We start from the raw sequence: 13,069 nt of genomic DNA, 5'->3' as shown, positions 1-13,069 counted from the left end.
ACACAGCGCATAGAAGACACGGAACCGTTCCATGGAAGTCTCCCGTATCCGGGCCCTGCGGGGCCCGAACCTGTGGTGCCGCCACACGGCCATTGAAGCCATCGTGGCCTGCCAGGACACCGCCGACATTCTGTCGGACCTGCCCGGCTTTGAAGACCGGCTGCGCGCGCGCTTTCCCGAGATCGGGCCGCTGCGCCCGGACGAGGAATCGGGCGAGCTCTCGCTCGCGCACGTGCTCGAAGTCGCCGCGCTGCGCCTGCAGGCCGCCGCCGGCTGCCCGGTCACGTTCAGCCGCACCGCGCAGACGGTGGAGCCCGGCACCTACCAGGTGATCGTGCAGTACAGCGAGGAAGAAGTCGGCCGGCTCGCGTTCGAGCTGGCTGAGGCCCTGTGCCTGGCCGCGCGCAACGACACCGCCTTCGACCTGCCCGACGCGCTGCATCGCCTGCGCGACCTGGACGAAGATGTGCGCCTGGGGCCCAGCACCGGCTCGATCGTCTATGCCGGCGTGGCGCGCGGCATCCCCTACCGGCGCCTGACGCAGGGTTCGATGGTGCAGTTCGGCTGGGGCAGCAAGCAGCGCCGCATCCAGGCTGCCGAGACCGACCGCACCAGCGCCGTGGCCGAATCGATCGCGCAGGACAAGGAACTGACCAAGAGCCTGCTGCACGCCGCCGGCGTGCCGGTGCCGCTGGGCCGCTCGGTGCGCAGCGCCGAGGAAGCCTGGGCCGCGGCGCAGGAAATCGACGCGCCAGTGGTGGTCAAGCCGCGAGACGGCAACCAGGGCAAGGGCGTGGCGGTGCGCATCCGCACCCGCGAGGAAGTGATGACAGCCTACGAGGTCGCCTCGGACATCAGCTCCGACGTCATCGTCGAGCGCTATATCCCCGGCCATGACTTCCGCCTGCTGGTGGTCGGCAAGCAGCTGGTGGCGGCCGCGCGCCGCGATCCGCCGCAGGTGACCGGCGACGGCGTGCACACCGTGCGCGCGCTGGTCGAGGAAGTCAACCGTGATCCGCGCCGCGGCGAAGGCCATGCCACCTCGCTGACCAAGATCCGCTTCGACGATATCGCGCTGGCGGTGCTGGCCAAGCAGAACCTGACCGCCGATTCCGTGCCGGCCAAGGGCACGCGCGTGGTGCTGCGCAACAACGCCAACCTGTCCACCGGCGGCAGCGCCACCGACGTGACCGACGACGTCCACCCGGACATCGCCGCGCGCGCCGTGGCCGCGGCGCAGATGGTGGGCCTGGACATCGCCGGCGTCGACGCCGTGTGCGAGACCATGCTCAAGCCGTTCGAGGAACAGGCCGGCGGCATCGTCGAGGTCAATGCCGCGCCGGGCCTGCGCATGCACCTGCAACCGTCGTACGGCAAGGGCCGCGCTGTGGGCGAGGCGATCATCTCGACCATGTTCTCCGATGGCGACGATGGCCGCATCCCGGTGGTGGCCGTCTCCGGCACCAACGGCAAGACCACGACCGTGCGCCTGATCACCCATATCATGGCCACCAGCGGCCTGCGCATGGGCATGACCGGCACCGACGGCGTCTATATCCAGGGCGAGCGCATCGACACCGGCGACTGCAGCGGCCCGCGCAGCGCGCGCAACGTGCTGCTGCACCCCGATGTCGACGCGGCCGTTTTTGAAACCGCGCGCGGCGGCCTGCTGCGCGAAGGCCTGGCCTTCGACCGTTGCGACGTAGCCGTGGTGACCAACGTCGGCGAAGGCGACCACCTGGGCCTGTCGTACATCAATTCGGTGGAAGACCTGGCCGTGCTCAAGAGCGTGATCGTGCAGAACGTCGCGCCGCACGGCATGGCGGTGCTCAACGCCGCCGACCCGATGGTGGTGCGTATGGCCGACGCCTGCCCCGGCAGCGTGACCTTCTTCGCGCACGATCCGAACCAGCCGGCAATGGCCACGCACCGCGCGCAAGGCAAGCGCGTGGTCTTTGTCGACGGGGCCGAGGTCGTGGCGTCGGAGGGCGATACCCAGGTGCGCATCGCGCTGGCGGAGATCCCGCTGACGCGCAACGGCACCATCGGCTTCCAGGTCGAGAACGCGATGTCGTCGATCGCCGCCGCGTGGGCGCTGGGCATCGACTGGGCCATCATCCGCCGCGGCCTGGCTACCTTCGTCAATGACGCCGCGACGGCTCCCGGCCGCTTCAACGTGTTCGACTACAAGGGCGCCATGCTGATCGCCGATTACGGCCACAATCCGGACGCGATCCAGGCATTGTGCAACGCGGTCGAGACCATGCCGGCCGGCCGCCGCGTGGTCGTGATCAGCGGTGCGGGCGATCGCCGCGACGAGGACATCCGCCGCCAGACGCAGATCCTGGGCGGCGTGTTCGACGAAGTGGTGCTGTACCAGGACCAGTGCCAGCGCGGGCGTGCCGACGGCGAGGTGCTGGCGCTGCTGCGCGAAGGCCTGCAAGGCGCGCAACGCACCAGCCAGGTCGAGGAAATCCGTGGCGAATTTGTGGCCATCGACACCGCGTTGTCGCACCTGAAGCCGGGCGACCTGTGCCTGATCCTGGTGGACCAGGTGGAAGAGGCGCTGGGTCATATCGCGGGGCGGATCGCACAGGGGTAAATCCTGCTGCTATGCCGGCGGTTTGCTCCCCTCTCCCGCTCGCGGGAGAGGGGCCGGGGGTGAGGGCCGGAGTGTCAACAGCTGACTGCCCGTGGGTTAAAACCGTTGGCCTTGCTTCACGTGGTACCTTGCTAGCCCGCCCCTCACCCCGGCCCTCTCCCCATGAGGGGAGAGGGAGAACACCTTGCTTGGGCTAGCTCGGGCGGCTTGGGAGCACCCAACACCGCCCTCCTCTTTCTTGTCGGTGGGCTCAGTGCCTGCCCGGCAACGACAACCTCCGCTCCAGCATATGCTGCAGGCCGGACAGCCCCGTGCTCAACACCCAGTAAATCGCCGCCACCGCCAGGTACAGCGGCAACGGCTGGTACGTCGCCGCGATGACCTCCTGCGCGGTGCGCAGCAACTCCGTCACCGTGATCACCGACACCAGCGACGTATCCTTGATCAGGCTGATCAGGCTGTTCGACAGGCTCGGCACCGCAAGCCGCAGCGCCTGCGGGCCCACCACGTAGCGCAGCGCCTGCGCCGGCGTCAGCCCCAGGCTGTATGCGGCCAGCCATTGGCCGCGCGCCACGCCGAGGATGGCGCCGCGCATGCTTTCCGACAGGTACGCCCCCACATTCAGGCTCAGCGTCAGCACGCCGGCCGGTGTGGGCTCCAGCGCGATGCCGACGCCCGGCAACCCGTAATACACGACGAAGATCTGCACCAGCAGCGGCGTGCCGCGCATGATGCTGACATAGGTGCGCGCCACCGCCTTGAGCGGGCGGCTGTGGCTGATGCCCATCAGCGCCACCACGGTGCCGATCACCAGCCCGAACAGCATCGACCACAATGCGAACTTGATGGTCAGCAGCGTGCCCTGCAGCAGCACGGGCAGGGAATCGATGACGAGCTGGAGAGCGGACATGGGCGTGGCGGCGGACTAAAGGTAAAAAAACAAAGCGGCGCGGCAGCCTTGCAGGCCGCCGCGCCGCGACATGATACCGCCCGGCTCGCTGGCCGGCTTACTTGATCGGCTTACTAGACCGGCTTACTTGACCGGCTTGCCGGCGGGCTTGGTCACGTCAGTGCCGAACCACTTCACCGAGAGCTTGCCAAGCGTGCCGTCCTTGCTCAGGTCTTCCAGCGCGTGGTTGATGGCCTGCGCGAACTTGGGATTGTCCTTGCGGAACGGGATGGCCACCTGCGTGGTGGCGCCCGCCACGATCGCGCCCGGCCGCAGCGGCAGGTTGGCCGTCTTGACCAGGTAGGCGACCATCAGCCGGTCATTCAGCGCGGCGTCAACGCGCTGTGCCGCCAGGTCGCGCAGGTACTCGGGCGCGCCGGGATAGGTCTTGACGTCGATGCCGGCCACGGACTTGGCCAGCTCGTTGTAATTGCTGCCCAGGCTGACGCCGAGCTTGTGGCCCTTCAGGTCTTCCAGCGACTTGAACTGGCGTTTGTCGTCCTTGCGCTGGATCAGCTGCGCATCCGAGTAGACGTAGGGCGTGGAGAAGTCCAGCACCTGCTGGCGCTGCGGCGTGACATTGACCTGGTTGACGATCACGTCGAACTTGCCCGCCTGCAGGCCGGCGATGATGCCGCTCCATTCAGTGGTGACGAACTCGGGCTTGACCCCCAGTTTGCCCGCCACCGCGCGCGCGACGTCGACGTCAAACCCTTCCAGCTCGTTTTTGGCGCCGCGGAAGCCGAACGGCGGGTACGTGCCCTCCAGCCCGATCTTGAGCACGCCGGCTTGCTTGACGGTATCGAGCAGGTCTGCGGCATGGGCCGCGGTGGCCGCCAGGCCGGCCCCGGCCATCAGTGAGGCCGCCAGCAGCGACTTGAACCAGCCAGTACGAATCGATCGCATATGTTCTCCAGTGGATGCGCTTGTGGCAATTAGGCAGTAAGTGGGCAGGCAACGCCGGCTCGCCTCTCGTGGAAGGCTGCCGGCCGGTTGTGCTGCTATGAGCCTATATCGGGCTCTACACTACCGCAAACGCTATCGACGGCGAAATAACGATTCATTATGGCTATATAACCGCCGGGCGATGCATACGCCACGGCGGCACCGCCCTCCCGGTTACTGATAGGCCTTGTCGTTGGGCGCCGCGAACAGTGCCTTCATGTCGGCCGACAGCGGGTAGTTCATGTTGATGTTGCGCGGCGGGATCGGTGACATGAACCACTTGTTGTAGAGCTTCTCCGCGCGGCCGCTGGTCTGCAGGTCCGCGATCACGCCATCGGCCAGCTTCTTGAACGAGGGATCGTCCTTGCGGAACATGCAGGCGTAGTTCTCGGTCTGCAGCGGCGCGCCGACCACCACCCAGTCGCCGGCGCTCTTGGCCTTGGTGCGTTCGCCGTACAGCAGCGGCTCGTCCATGACGAAGGCAGCTGCGCGGCCGCTCTCCAGGATCAGGAAGGACTGGCCATGGTCCTTGGTGCTGATCAGGTTCATGTTCATCGCCTTCTCGCCGTTCATCTTGACCAGCAGGCGCTCGCCGGTGGTGCCGGCAGTGGTGACGACATTGCGGTCCTTCAGGTCGGTGAACTCCTTCACGCCCGAATCCTTCTTGGTCAGCATCTTGATGCCGTAGACGAACAGGCTGTTGGAGAAGGCCACCTGCTTCTGGCGCTCCAGGTTATTGGTGGTGCTGCCGCACTCGATATCGATAGTGCCGTTCTGCACCAGCGGGATGCGGTTCTGCGAAGTGATCGGCGTCAGCCGCACCTGCAGGTTGGGTATCTTCAGCTCGTTCTTCACCTTGTCGACGATCTGCAGCAGGATCTCGTGCGAGTACCCCATCACCTCCTTGCCGTCGGTGTACGAGAACGGGATCGACGATTCGCGGTAGCCCAGCGAGATCACCCCGCTGTCCTTGATCTTCTTCAGCGTGTCGCCGTCGGCAGCCTGGGCCGCGCCGGCGGCCAGCAGCAGCGCGGCGGCCGCGAGCATGCGGCGAGTGCCGGGACGGATGGCAAGGCGGGTGTGCAGTGGTTTCATGTCGCGCTCCTTGTAATGGGGCTTGGTCATTGAGGCTCGTTTTCTCGAGGTAATGCGAACTCACGGGTACTGCAGGAACCATTGCTGCATGCCGCTGCGCTATGCGCGCGCGGCATCGAAGTCCTTGACGTCCAGAGCCGGGCGACGCCCCGCCAGCCGGTCGGCGAGCAGGCCGGCGCTGCCCATCGCCAGCGTGAAGCCCAGCGCGCCGTGGCCCAGGTTCAGCCACAGGCCCGACACGCGCGATGGCCCGATCAGCGGCAGCCCGTCCGGCGTGGCCGGGCGCAGGCCAGCCCACGGCTGCAGCTGCGCCAGCGGCAGATCCGGCACGATGCCGTCAAACAAGGCGCGCGTCTGCGCCACCAGCGTGCCGACCCGCTCCGGGTCGATGCGGGTGCCGCCGCGCACCAGGTCGGCCATGCCCGCCACCCGCAGTGTATTGCCGATCCGCGCGTAAACGATCTTGTTGGCGAAATCCGTCACGCTGATATGCGGCGCGCGCGCGCCGCTGGCCAGCGGCACGGTGATGCTATAGCCCTTGAGCGGCCACAGCATCGGCCGCACGCCCAGCGGGCGCAGCAGCGGCACGCTGCCGATGCCGCCCGCGACCACGACCACATCGGCCGGCACCTCGCCGGCATCGGTGCGCACGCCGGTCACGCGACCGCCCTGCTGCATCAGCCCCTGCACCACGGTGCCGAAGCGCAGCGACACGCCCGTGCCGCTGCCGTGTTGCAGCAACCGTGCCAGCGACACGCAGAAGCGGTGGCAGTCGCCCACCTCCTCGCTCGGCGTGTAGATGGCGCCGGCGATCTCGTCGCGGATGCCGGCCAGCGCAGGCTCCAGCGCGACGCAGGCATCGCGGTCCAGGGCCTGCTGCTCGCAGCCCAGGCTGGCCTGGTAATCCAGCAGCCGGCAGGCCGAGGCGAACGCCGCTTCGTCGCGGTGCACCACCAGCTTGCCACGCCGCGCAAAATCGAAGCCGAAGCCGCTGTCCCCGCGCTCGTGCTGCGCCACGAACGCCTGCAGCTGGTCGCGCGAATAGAAGCCCAGGCGCAGCAGCTTGCGCGTGGTGGCCTCGCTGGTGCCCGCGTTGCAGGCGCCCATGAAAGCGGCCAGCCAGCGCCATTGCGCGGGGTCGGCCACCGGGCGGAAGCGCATCGGCGAATCGCGCCGCAGCAGCCAGCCGGGCACCTTGCCCAGCACGCCCGGCCCGGCCAGCGGCGCCACGTAGCTGTAGCTGAGCTGCCCGCCGTTGGCAAAGCTGGTTTCCTCGCCGGGACCCTGGTGCCGTTCCAGCACCGTCACCTCATGCCCGTCCTGCGCCAGGCGCCACGCCGTCGTCATGCCGACCACTCCGGCGCCCACGATTACTACCCGCATTGACTTCCTTGTTGCATCAAAAGATCGATGCCAGAGGGTAGAACAGCGGGGCCGGCTTGCCCAATGCGAATACGTGCCAGAATATGTCTTCAGGCTATGGATGCCTGTGCCTATCGTTCCAGACGCCCCAAATCCCATGCGCCTGCGCCAGATCGAGGTTTTCCGCGCCGTGATGCTGACCGGCACCGTCAGCGAAGCCGCGCGCCTGCTGCACGTGTCCCAGCCCGTGGTCACGCGCGTGCTGCAGCATGCCGAGGCCTCGCTCGGCTTCCGCCTGTTCGAGCGTGTGCGCGGGCGCCTGCAGCCGACGCCGGAGGCCAACGCCTTGTACGGCGATGTCGAAAGGCTATACGGCGAGATCGAGCGGGTGCGCCGTGTCTCGGAAAGCCTGCGCCATAGGGGTGCCGGGCGCCTGCGCGTGGCCGCCACGCCGAGCCTGGCCAACCCGCTGCTGGTGCCGGCGGTGCGGCGCTTCTGCGCGCGCCACCCCGACACACAGGTGCAGGTGCTGACCCACCATACCGACGAGATCGTCGGCGCGCTGCTGGCCAACCAGATCGACCTGGGTTTCGCGTTCTCGCCGCCGCGCCACGAGGCCATTTCGAGCGAACCGGTGGCCAGCGGCCGCATGTTGCTGGCGGTGCCGCGCGGCCAGCCGCTTCCTGCCGCGGGGCGCCGCCGCCAGGTGCCGATGCAGCGGCTGATGGACCGCCCCTTCATCGGCTATGACGACAACAGCTCGCTCGGCCTGCTGGTGCGGCAGACGCTGGCGCGGCACGCGCTCGAGCCGCGCTCGACGCTGGAGGTGCAGACCTATTCGCTGGCGCTGGCGCTGGTCGATGCCGGACTTGGCCTGACCCTGCTGGACCAGTACACCGCGCTCAGCGCCAATCCCGGCCATGTGGCGCTACATGACGTGGCGCCGGAACTGCCGTTCGAGATCCAGATGCTGCGCGCCAGCCACCGCGCCGGCTCCAGCCTGGCGGACGACCTGCGCGCGCAGTTCGCGCAGGCCGCGCAGGAGTTGGCGGCCACGCTGCCACAGCGGCTGGAAGCACCGGTGATCAGCCTCGAAGGCGCGCTGCCGGGCGGGGCCAAGGTGCGTACGGCGATACTGGAATGACGGCCGCGCCGGCGCCGATTTGACAGCTTCACAGGCGGTGCACCATCATCAAGCCGCCTGCACTCGCTGGCCGCATGCGCCAGACCGCCATGTTTGTCCTGACCCTGACCGCCCTTGTCCTGGTCAGCGCCTTCTTCTCCATCTCCGAGATCGCGCTGACCGCCGCACGTCGCACCAAGCTCCAGGTCTTGTCCGAGCGCGGCGATGGCCGTGCCACGCGCGTACTGCTGCTCAAGGAAGAGCCAGGGAATTTCTTCACCATTGTGCAGATCGGGGTCAACAGCGTGGCCATCCTCGCCGGTATCCTCGGCGAGAAGCACGTGTCCGACCTGCTGCTGGAAACACTGTCGCCGTATATGCAGGTGGCCCACGCGCAGCGCGTGGCCAATATCGGCTCGTTCCTGATCGTGACGCTGCTGTTCATCCAGTTTGCCGACCTGATCCCGAAGCGCATCGCGATGACCTTCCCGGAAGCCTGCGCGCTGGCGGTGATCGACCCAATGCTGACGCTGCTGCGCGTGCTCAAGCCGCTGGTGTGGGTCTTCAACGCCGCCGCCGATGCCACGCTGCGGCTGTTGCGCCTGCCGACCAAGCCGGTCGACCAGATCACCACCGAGGACATCGCCGCCATGGTCGATGCCGGGGCCGAGGCCGGCGTGCTGCACAAGCATGAGCTGCACCTGATCGAGAACGTGTTCGAACTCGAGTTCAAGGGCATTACCGCGATCATGACGCCGCGCGACGACGTGGTCTGGCTGAGCCTGGACGAGCCCGCCGACAGCGTGCGGCGCAAGCTGGTCAACCAGCCGCATGCGCAATACCCGGTGTGCGGCCACGACCTTGACGACGTGCAGGGCTATATCGATTCCAAGGACATCCTGCAGCTGCTGCTGGCCGATGAAAGCGCTACGGTGATCGGCAATATCGGCCGCCACCACGACAAGAACGTGCTGGTGATCCCCGACACCCTGACCCTGTCCGAGTCGCTGACGCGCTTCCGCGAGATGCACCAGAACTTTGCCGTAGTCATGAACGAGTACGGGCTGGTGGTGGGCATCGTCACGCTCGACGATATCGTCGGCGCGCTGATGGGCGATATCCTCTACTCGAGCGAAGACGAGCAGATCGTGCGCCGCGACGACAGCTCGTGGCTGGTCGACGGCCTTACGCCGCTGGTGGATCTGAAAAAAGCACTGGACCTCGATGCCCTGCCCGGCGAGGACTATGTCGACACCGCCGGCGGGCTGGTGATCTACGCGCTCAAGCGCATCCCGAAGAAGTCCGAGTCGATTACCGTGGCGGGCTTTCGCTTTGAAGTGCTGGACATCGACCATCACAAGATCGACCAGCTGCTGGTATCGCGCCTGCCGTCGCCAGACGAGCCTGCAGTGGGACAGCCGTAGCGGGTCCTGCCTGGCGATAGCGCTCCAGCGTATCCGGCATGCTAGACCATGCCACGTAGCTGAACGCCACCACCACCGCGGCAGCGGCCACCGCGCCGAGCCGCCACGGCGCCACCGCATCCCGCGGCGCCGGCACGTGCAACGTACGGTAGGCGGTGCCGAGCAACGCGATCCACGCCAGCCCGAGAGCATAGCCCGCGGCCACGTCGGACAGCCAGTGCATGCCCAGGTACAGCCGCGAGACCCCGATCGCCACCACCGCCACCACGGTCAGCGCCAGCACCGGAATGCGCACGCGCCATGGCTGGCGCAGGCACAGCAGGAACGCCAGGAAGCCGTAGGTCACCATGCTGCTGGTGGCGTGGCCGCTGGGAAAGGAATACGACTCGAGCCCGCTGTAGATGCTGGCCGGCCGCACCCGCGCCATGCCAAGCTTGAGCGCCATCACGCAGGCGCGCGCGCCAAGCAGCGCCGCGGCCCAGTACAGCGCCGTGATCCATGCGCGCCGCCACCACAGCCACGCGAACACCGCCACGCCGACCGCCACCGAGATGCGCGCACCGCCCAGCTCGGTCACCGCGACCATGGCGATATCGAGCCAGTCGCGGCGCCATGCGCGCAGCTGCGCAAATACCAGCTGGTCGAGATGGACCACTTCCTCGCCCTCGGCGACTTCGGCGGCCAGCCAGAACAATGCCGCCCCGCAGGCCATTAGCGCGGCACCGGCCACCAATACCAGCAGCAGCTCGGCGATATCGCGTTCCAGCACGCGCAGTGTCAGCGTGCTCAACCGGCGCGGCCGATCCTGTGCGGCCACACGCGTCGACAGGGCACCGGCGCCCCAGACGCGCATGCCGTCGAGCCAGCGCACCAGCGGGCGCAACAGCGCAACCAGCAGCGGCACCAGGCACAGCAGCAACACCGTGGCGAGCGTGAACAGCCCCAGCAACCCCAGCGCCGTCCCCGGTGTCAGCCAGGCATCGGCAACCGCGCCAATGCGTGCCGGCAGCTCAGGCACGCGCTCCCTCCGTGCCGCCGATGCGCGCGATATTGGCGCGCGCGGGCGCCTCGCAGTCGGCAAAAGGAGGCGTCAGGAACAGGCGCGGCCGCTGTGCCAGCTCGCCGAGGAAGGTGGCGCGGCGGCGCTTGAACTCCGCAAGCAGCGCATCGCCATGCAAGCCGGTGCGCGCGGCCAGCATGCCGCGGTTCTCGGCGAAGACATCGGCGCTGTGGGCATCGAATACGTCAGGAGGCGCGGCCAGCCGGAACAGGTCGAGATCGAGCACGGTATCCGAGCCGTCGATGGTCGGCGTATGCGTGCGGGTATCGCGCACGATCAGCGCGGCCCGGCCGAGCACCGTGCGCTCCACCTCCGGCGCAATGGTCTCGACCAGGGCCGCCGAGGCCGACTCGTTGTGCTCGCAGCCCGGCACATAGACCGCATCGTGGCACAGCACCGCCAGCGCCTGCGCCGGATCCAGCGCGATGCCGCGCGCGTGGGCGACCTCGAACATCTCGAGGACATGGCGGCGGCCGTGGTAGTGCCGGTACGGCGTGTCATGCAGCGCCAGCACCTCCAGCACCGTCCTGCGCGGCAGGAAGTCGAGGCAGGCCAGCGCCGCGGGCCAGTCCGGCGCGAAGCGCGGCACCTCTCCCTGCGGCGTCGCCACGGGCTCGCTGAACACGTCGGCGCGGCGCACCCAGAGCAATGCGGGATCGCGCATCGCGCGATAGACAACCGCGGGCGCGAGGTCGGCCTCGAGGCGCCCGATGCCGACCACCGCATAGGCACCGCCCTTGTGATGGCGGTACGGCATGCCGGCAATCAGGTCGGGGTCGTCGGGCAGTTCGGCGGGGTCGCCGTGGAATTCGGCAGGCGTGGCGGGTGGCATTGTCATGGGTGGCCTCGTTCATGGCAGTCCGCTGGATCGCCATGATAGTGCACCGCCAGGCGCTGGCAGCGATGAAACCGACCGCCGGAAAAAACAAAACCGACGCTCACTTGCGTGGGCGTCGGCCTGAGTTTTACTACACTGTTGTTGCCTGTCCGGCGGTCGAGACCGGGCAGCTTCTTGTCTGGCGGAGAGGGTGGGATTCGAACCCACGGTACCGTCGCCGGTACGCCTGATTTCGAGTCAGGTACATTCGACCACTCTGCCACCTCTCCGGTAACTGCTTTGCCGTGTGGCGAAACCGAGATTATAGCCACACCGCACCGGCCAGTGCAAGAGGCCGGCAACAGATTTTTTACAGCTCCGGTTCCAGGCGAGTGACGCCGCCCATGTAAGGCTGCAGTGCGGCCGGCACCGTGACCGAGCCGTCAGCGTTCTGGTAGTTCTCAAGGATGGCCACCAGCGTGCGGCCCACGGCCAGGCCCGAGCCGTTCAGCGTGTGCACCAGTTCCGGCTTGCCCTGCCCCGCGCGCATGCGCGCCTGCATGCGGCGCGCCTGGAAGTCGCCCATGTTCGAGCACGAGCTGATCTCGCGGTAGGTGTTCTGCGCCGGGATCCACACTTCGAGGTCATAGGTCTTGGTGCTGCCGAAGCCCATGTCGCCCGTGCAAAGCACGATGGTGCGGAACGGCAGTTCCAGCTTCTTCAGGATCGCCTCGGCGTGGCCGGTCAGTTCTTCCAGTGCGTCGAACGATTGCGCGGCCGGAACGATCTGCACCATCTCGACCTTGTCGAACTGGTGCTGGCGGATCATGCCGCGCGTGTCCTTGCCATACGAGCCGGCTTCCGAGCGGAAGCACGGCGTATGCGCGACGAAGCGCAGCGGCAGCTTCTCGCCGGCGACGATGGCGTCGCGCACGATATTGGTCAGCGGCACCTCGGCGGTGGGGATCAGGTAGAAGTTCTCGATGCGCTCCCCTTCTTCGCTACCGACCTTGCGCGGCACCTTGAACAGGTCTTCCTCGAACTTGGGCAGCTGGCCGGTACCGCGCATCGACGCGGCGTTGACGATGTACGGTACGTACATCTCGGTATAGCCGTGTTCCTGCGTATGGGTGTCGAGCATCAGCTGCACCAGCGCGCGGTTCAGGCGCGCCACGCCGCCGCGCAGCATCGAGAAGCGCGAGCCCGTCACCTTGACCGCCGTATCGAAGTCCAGGCCCAGCTTCTCGCCCACGTCGACGTGGTCGCGCACGGCAAAGTCGAACTGGCGCGGCTCGCCCACGCGGCGCACTTCGACGTTCTGGGTCTCGTCATTGCCCACCGGCACGCTTTCGTGCGGCAGGTTGGGGATCGACAGCATCAGCTCTGACAGATGCGCCTGGATCTCGTCGAGCCGCGCGGCCGAGGCCTTGAGCGTGTCGCCGATGCCACCGACTTCGGCCATCACGGCCGAGGCATCCTCGCCCTTGCCCTTGAGCATGCCGATCTGCTTGGACAGGCTGTTGCGGCGCGCCTGCAGTTCCTCGGTCTGGGTCTGCAGTTGCTTGCGTTCGGCCTCGAGTGCCTGGAACGCCGCCACGTCGAGTTGGAAGCCGCGCGTGGCAAGGCGTTGCGCCACGGCGTCGATGTCTTTGCGGAACAGCTGGATGTCGAGCATGTTGCTTGAGGTGAAGT

10 protein-coding genes and 1 tRNA gene are annotated in these 13,069 nt (G+C 67.5%); 3 read left to right on the top strand and 8 right to left on the bottom strand.

Annotated features, from left to right (window positions below; genetic code table 11):
* Nucleotides 1-31 precede the first annotated feature (31 nt).
* Nucleotides 32-2,602, top strand: coding sequence for a cyanophycin synthetase (gene cphA / locus VSR71_RS10875; protein WP_342913878.1), 2,571 nt, complete (start codon nt 32-34; stop codon nt 2,600-2,602).
* Between the two features lie 250 nt (nt 2,603-2,852).
* Here the strand turns inward: cphA and VSR71_RS10870 are convergent, their stop codons facing one another.
* From VSR71_RS10870 to VSR71_RS10855, 4 genes are all read right to left on the bottom strand, one after another.
* Nucleotides 2,853-3,512 (bottom strand): amino acid ABC transporter permease, encoded by a 660-nt coding sequence (locus tag VSR71_RS10870; RefSeq protein WP_342913877.1) that lies wholly within the window; start codon nt 3,510-3,512, stop codon nt 2,853-2,855.
* A 123-nt stretch (nt 3,513-3,635) separates the two neighbouring features.
* Nucleotides 3,636-4,457 (bottom strand): transporter substrate-binding domain-containing protein, encoded by an 822-nt coding sequence (locus VSR71_RS10865; protein WP_209760524.1) that lies wholly within the window; start codon nt 4,455-4,457, stop codon nt 3,636-3,638.
* A gap of 213 nt (nt 4,458-4,670) precedes the next feature.
* Nucleotides 4,671-5,591 (bottom strand): glutamate/aspartate ABC transporter substrate-binding protein, encoded by a 921-nt coding sequence (locus VSR71_RS10860; protein ID WP_342913876.1) that lies wholly within the window; start codon nt 5,589-5,591, stop codon nt 4,671-4,673.
* 99 nt (nt 5,592-5,690) lie between these two features.
* Nucleotides 5,691-6,974: a D-amino acid dehydrogenase gene (locus VSR71_RS10855; RefSeq protein ID WP_342913875.1), complete on the bottom strand. Its 1,284-nt coding sequence runs from the start codon at nt 6,972-6,974 to the stop codon at nt 5,691-5,693.
* Nucleotides 6,975-7,110: 136 nt separating this feature from the next.
* On the opposite strand from VSR71_RS10855, the gene VSR71_RS10850 reads away from it, so the two are divergent.
* Both VSR71_RS10850 and VSR71_RS10845 read left to right on the top strand, forming a co-directional pair.
* A complete protein-coding gene (locus tag VSR71_RS10850; protein ID WP_342913874.1) occupies nt 7,111-8,097 on the top strand; it encodes a LysR family transcriptional regulator in 987 nt (328 codons plus the stop codon).
* 89 nt (nt 8,098-8,186) lie between these two features.
* Nucleotides 8,187-9,500, top strand: a complete 1,314-nt coding sequence (locus VSR71_RS10845; protein WP_342913873.1) for a hemolysin family protein — start codon at nt 8,187-8,189, stop codon at nt 9,498-9,500.
* Here VSR71_RS10845 and VSR71_RS10840 read toward each other — a convergent pair.
* From VSR71_RS10840 to serS, 4 genes are all read right to left on the bottom strand, one after another.
* Nucleotides 9,388-10,518, bottom strand: coding sequence for a phosphatase PAP2 family protein (locus VSR71_RS10840; protein WP_342913872.1), 1,131 nt, complete (start codon nt 10,516-10,518; stop codon nt 9,388-9,390). The two genes, VSR71_RS10845 and VSR71_RS10840, sit on opposite strands and share 113 nt — an antisense overlap.
* Nucleotides 10,511-11,392 (bottom strand): DUF1653 domain-containing protein, encoded by an 882-nt coding sequence (locus VSR71_RS10835; protein ID WP_428979389.1) that lies wholly within the window; start codon nt 11,390-11,392, stop codon nt 10,511-10,513. Before VSR71_RS10835 ends, VSR71_RS10840 begins: the two co-directional genes overlap by 8 nt.
* A gap of 185 nt (nt 11,393-11,577) precedes the next feature.
* Nucleotides 11,578-11,667: transfer RNA gene (locus tag VSR71_RS10830), tRNA-Ser, on the bottom strand.
* An 80-nt stretch (nt 11,668-11,747) separates the two neighbouring features.
* The gene (gene serS / locus VSR71_RS10825; protein ID WP_342914076.1) at nt 11,748-13,052 is read right to left on the bottom strand and encodes a serine--tRNA ligase; all 1,305 of its coding nucleotides are present in this window, start codon (nt 13,050-13,052) and stop codon (nt 11,748-11,750) included.
* Nucleotides 13,053-13,069: the final 17 nt, after the last annotated feature.

This window comes from Cupriavidus oxalaticus, assembly GCF_038900635.1.
In the GTDB taxonomy this organism is placed as follows: domain Bacteria; phylum Pseudomonadota; class Gammaproteobacteria; order Burkholderiales; family Burkholderiaceae; genus Cupriavidus; species Cupriavidus oxalaticus_B.
This window is presented reverse-complemented; position numbering and strand designations above follow the sequence as displayed.

What these genes read in the sequence shown, in the direction of transcription:
- VSR71_RS10835 (WP_428979389.1), bottom strand. Translation starts at nt 11,392, where the DNA reads ATGCCACCCGCCACGCCTGCCGAATTCCACGGCGACCCCGCCGAACTG.
- VSR71_RS10850 (WP_342913874.1), top strand. Translation starts at nt 7,111, where the DNA reads ATGCGCCTGCGCCAGATCGAGGTTTTCCGCGCCGTGATGCTGACCGGC.
- VSR71_RS10855 (WP_342913875.1), bottom strand. Translation starts at nt 6,974, where the DNA reads ATGCGGGTAGTAATCGTGGGCGCCGGAGTGGTCGGCATGACGACGGCG.
- VSR71_RS10870 (WP_342913877.1), bottom strand. Translation starts at nt 3,512, where the DNA reads ATGTCCGCTCTCCAGCTCGTCATCGATTCCCTGCCCGTGCTGCTGCAG.
- VSR71_RS10860 (WP_342913876.1), bottom strand. Translation starts at nt 5,591, where the DNA reads ATGAAACCACTGCACACCCGCCTTGCCATCCGTCCCGGCACTCGCCGC.
- serS (WP_342914076.1), bottom strand. Translation starts at nt 13,052, where the DNA reads ATGCTCGACATCCAGCTGTTCCGCAAAGACATCGACGCCGTGGCGCAA.
- VSR71_RS10865 (WP_209760524.1), bottom strand. Translation starts at nt 4,457, where the DNA reads ATGCGATCGATTCGTACTGGCTGGTTCAAGTCGCTGCTGGCGGCCTCA.
- cphA (WP_342913878.1), top strand. Translation starts at nt 32, where the DNA reads ATGGAAGTCTCCCGTATCCGGGCCCTGCGGGGCCCGAACCTGTGGTGC.
- VSR71_RS10845 (WP_342913873.1), top strand. Translation starts at nt 8,187, where the DNA reads ATGTTTGTCCTGACCCTGACCGCCCTTGTCCTGGTCAGCGCCTTCTTC.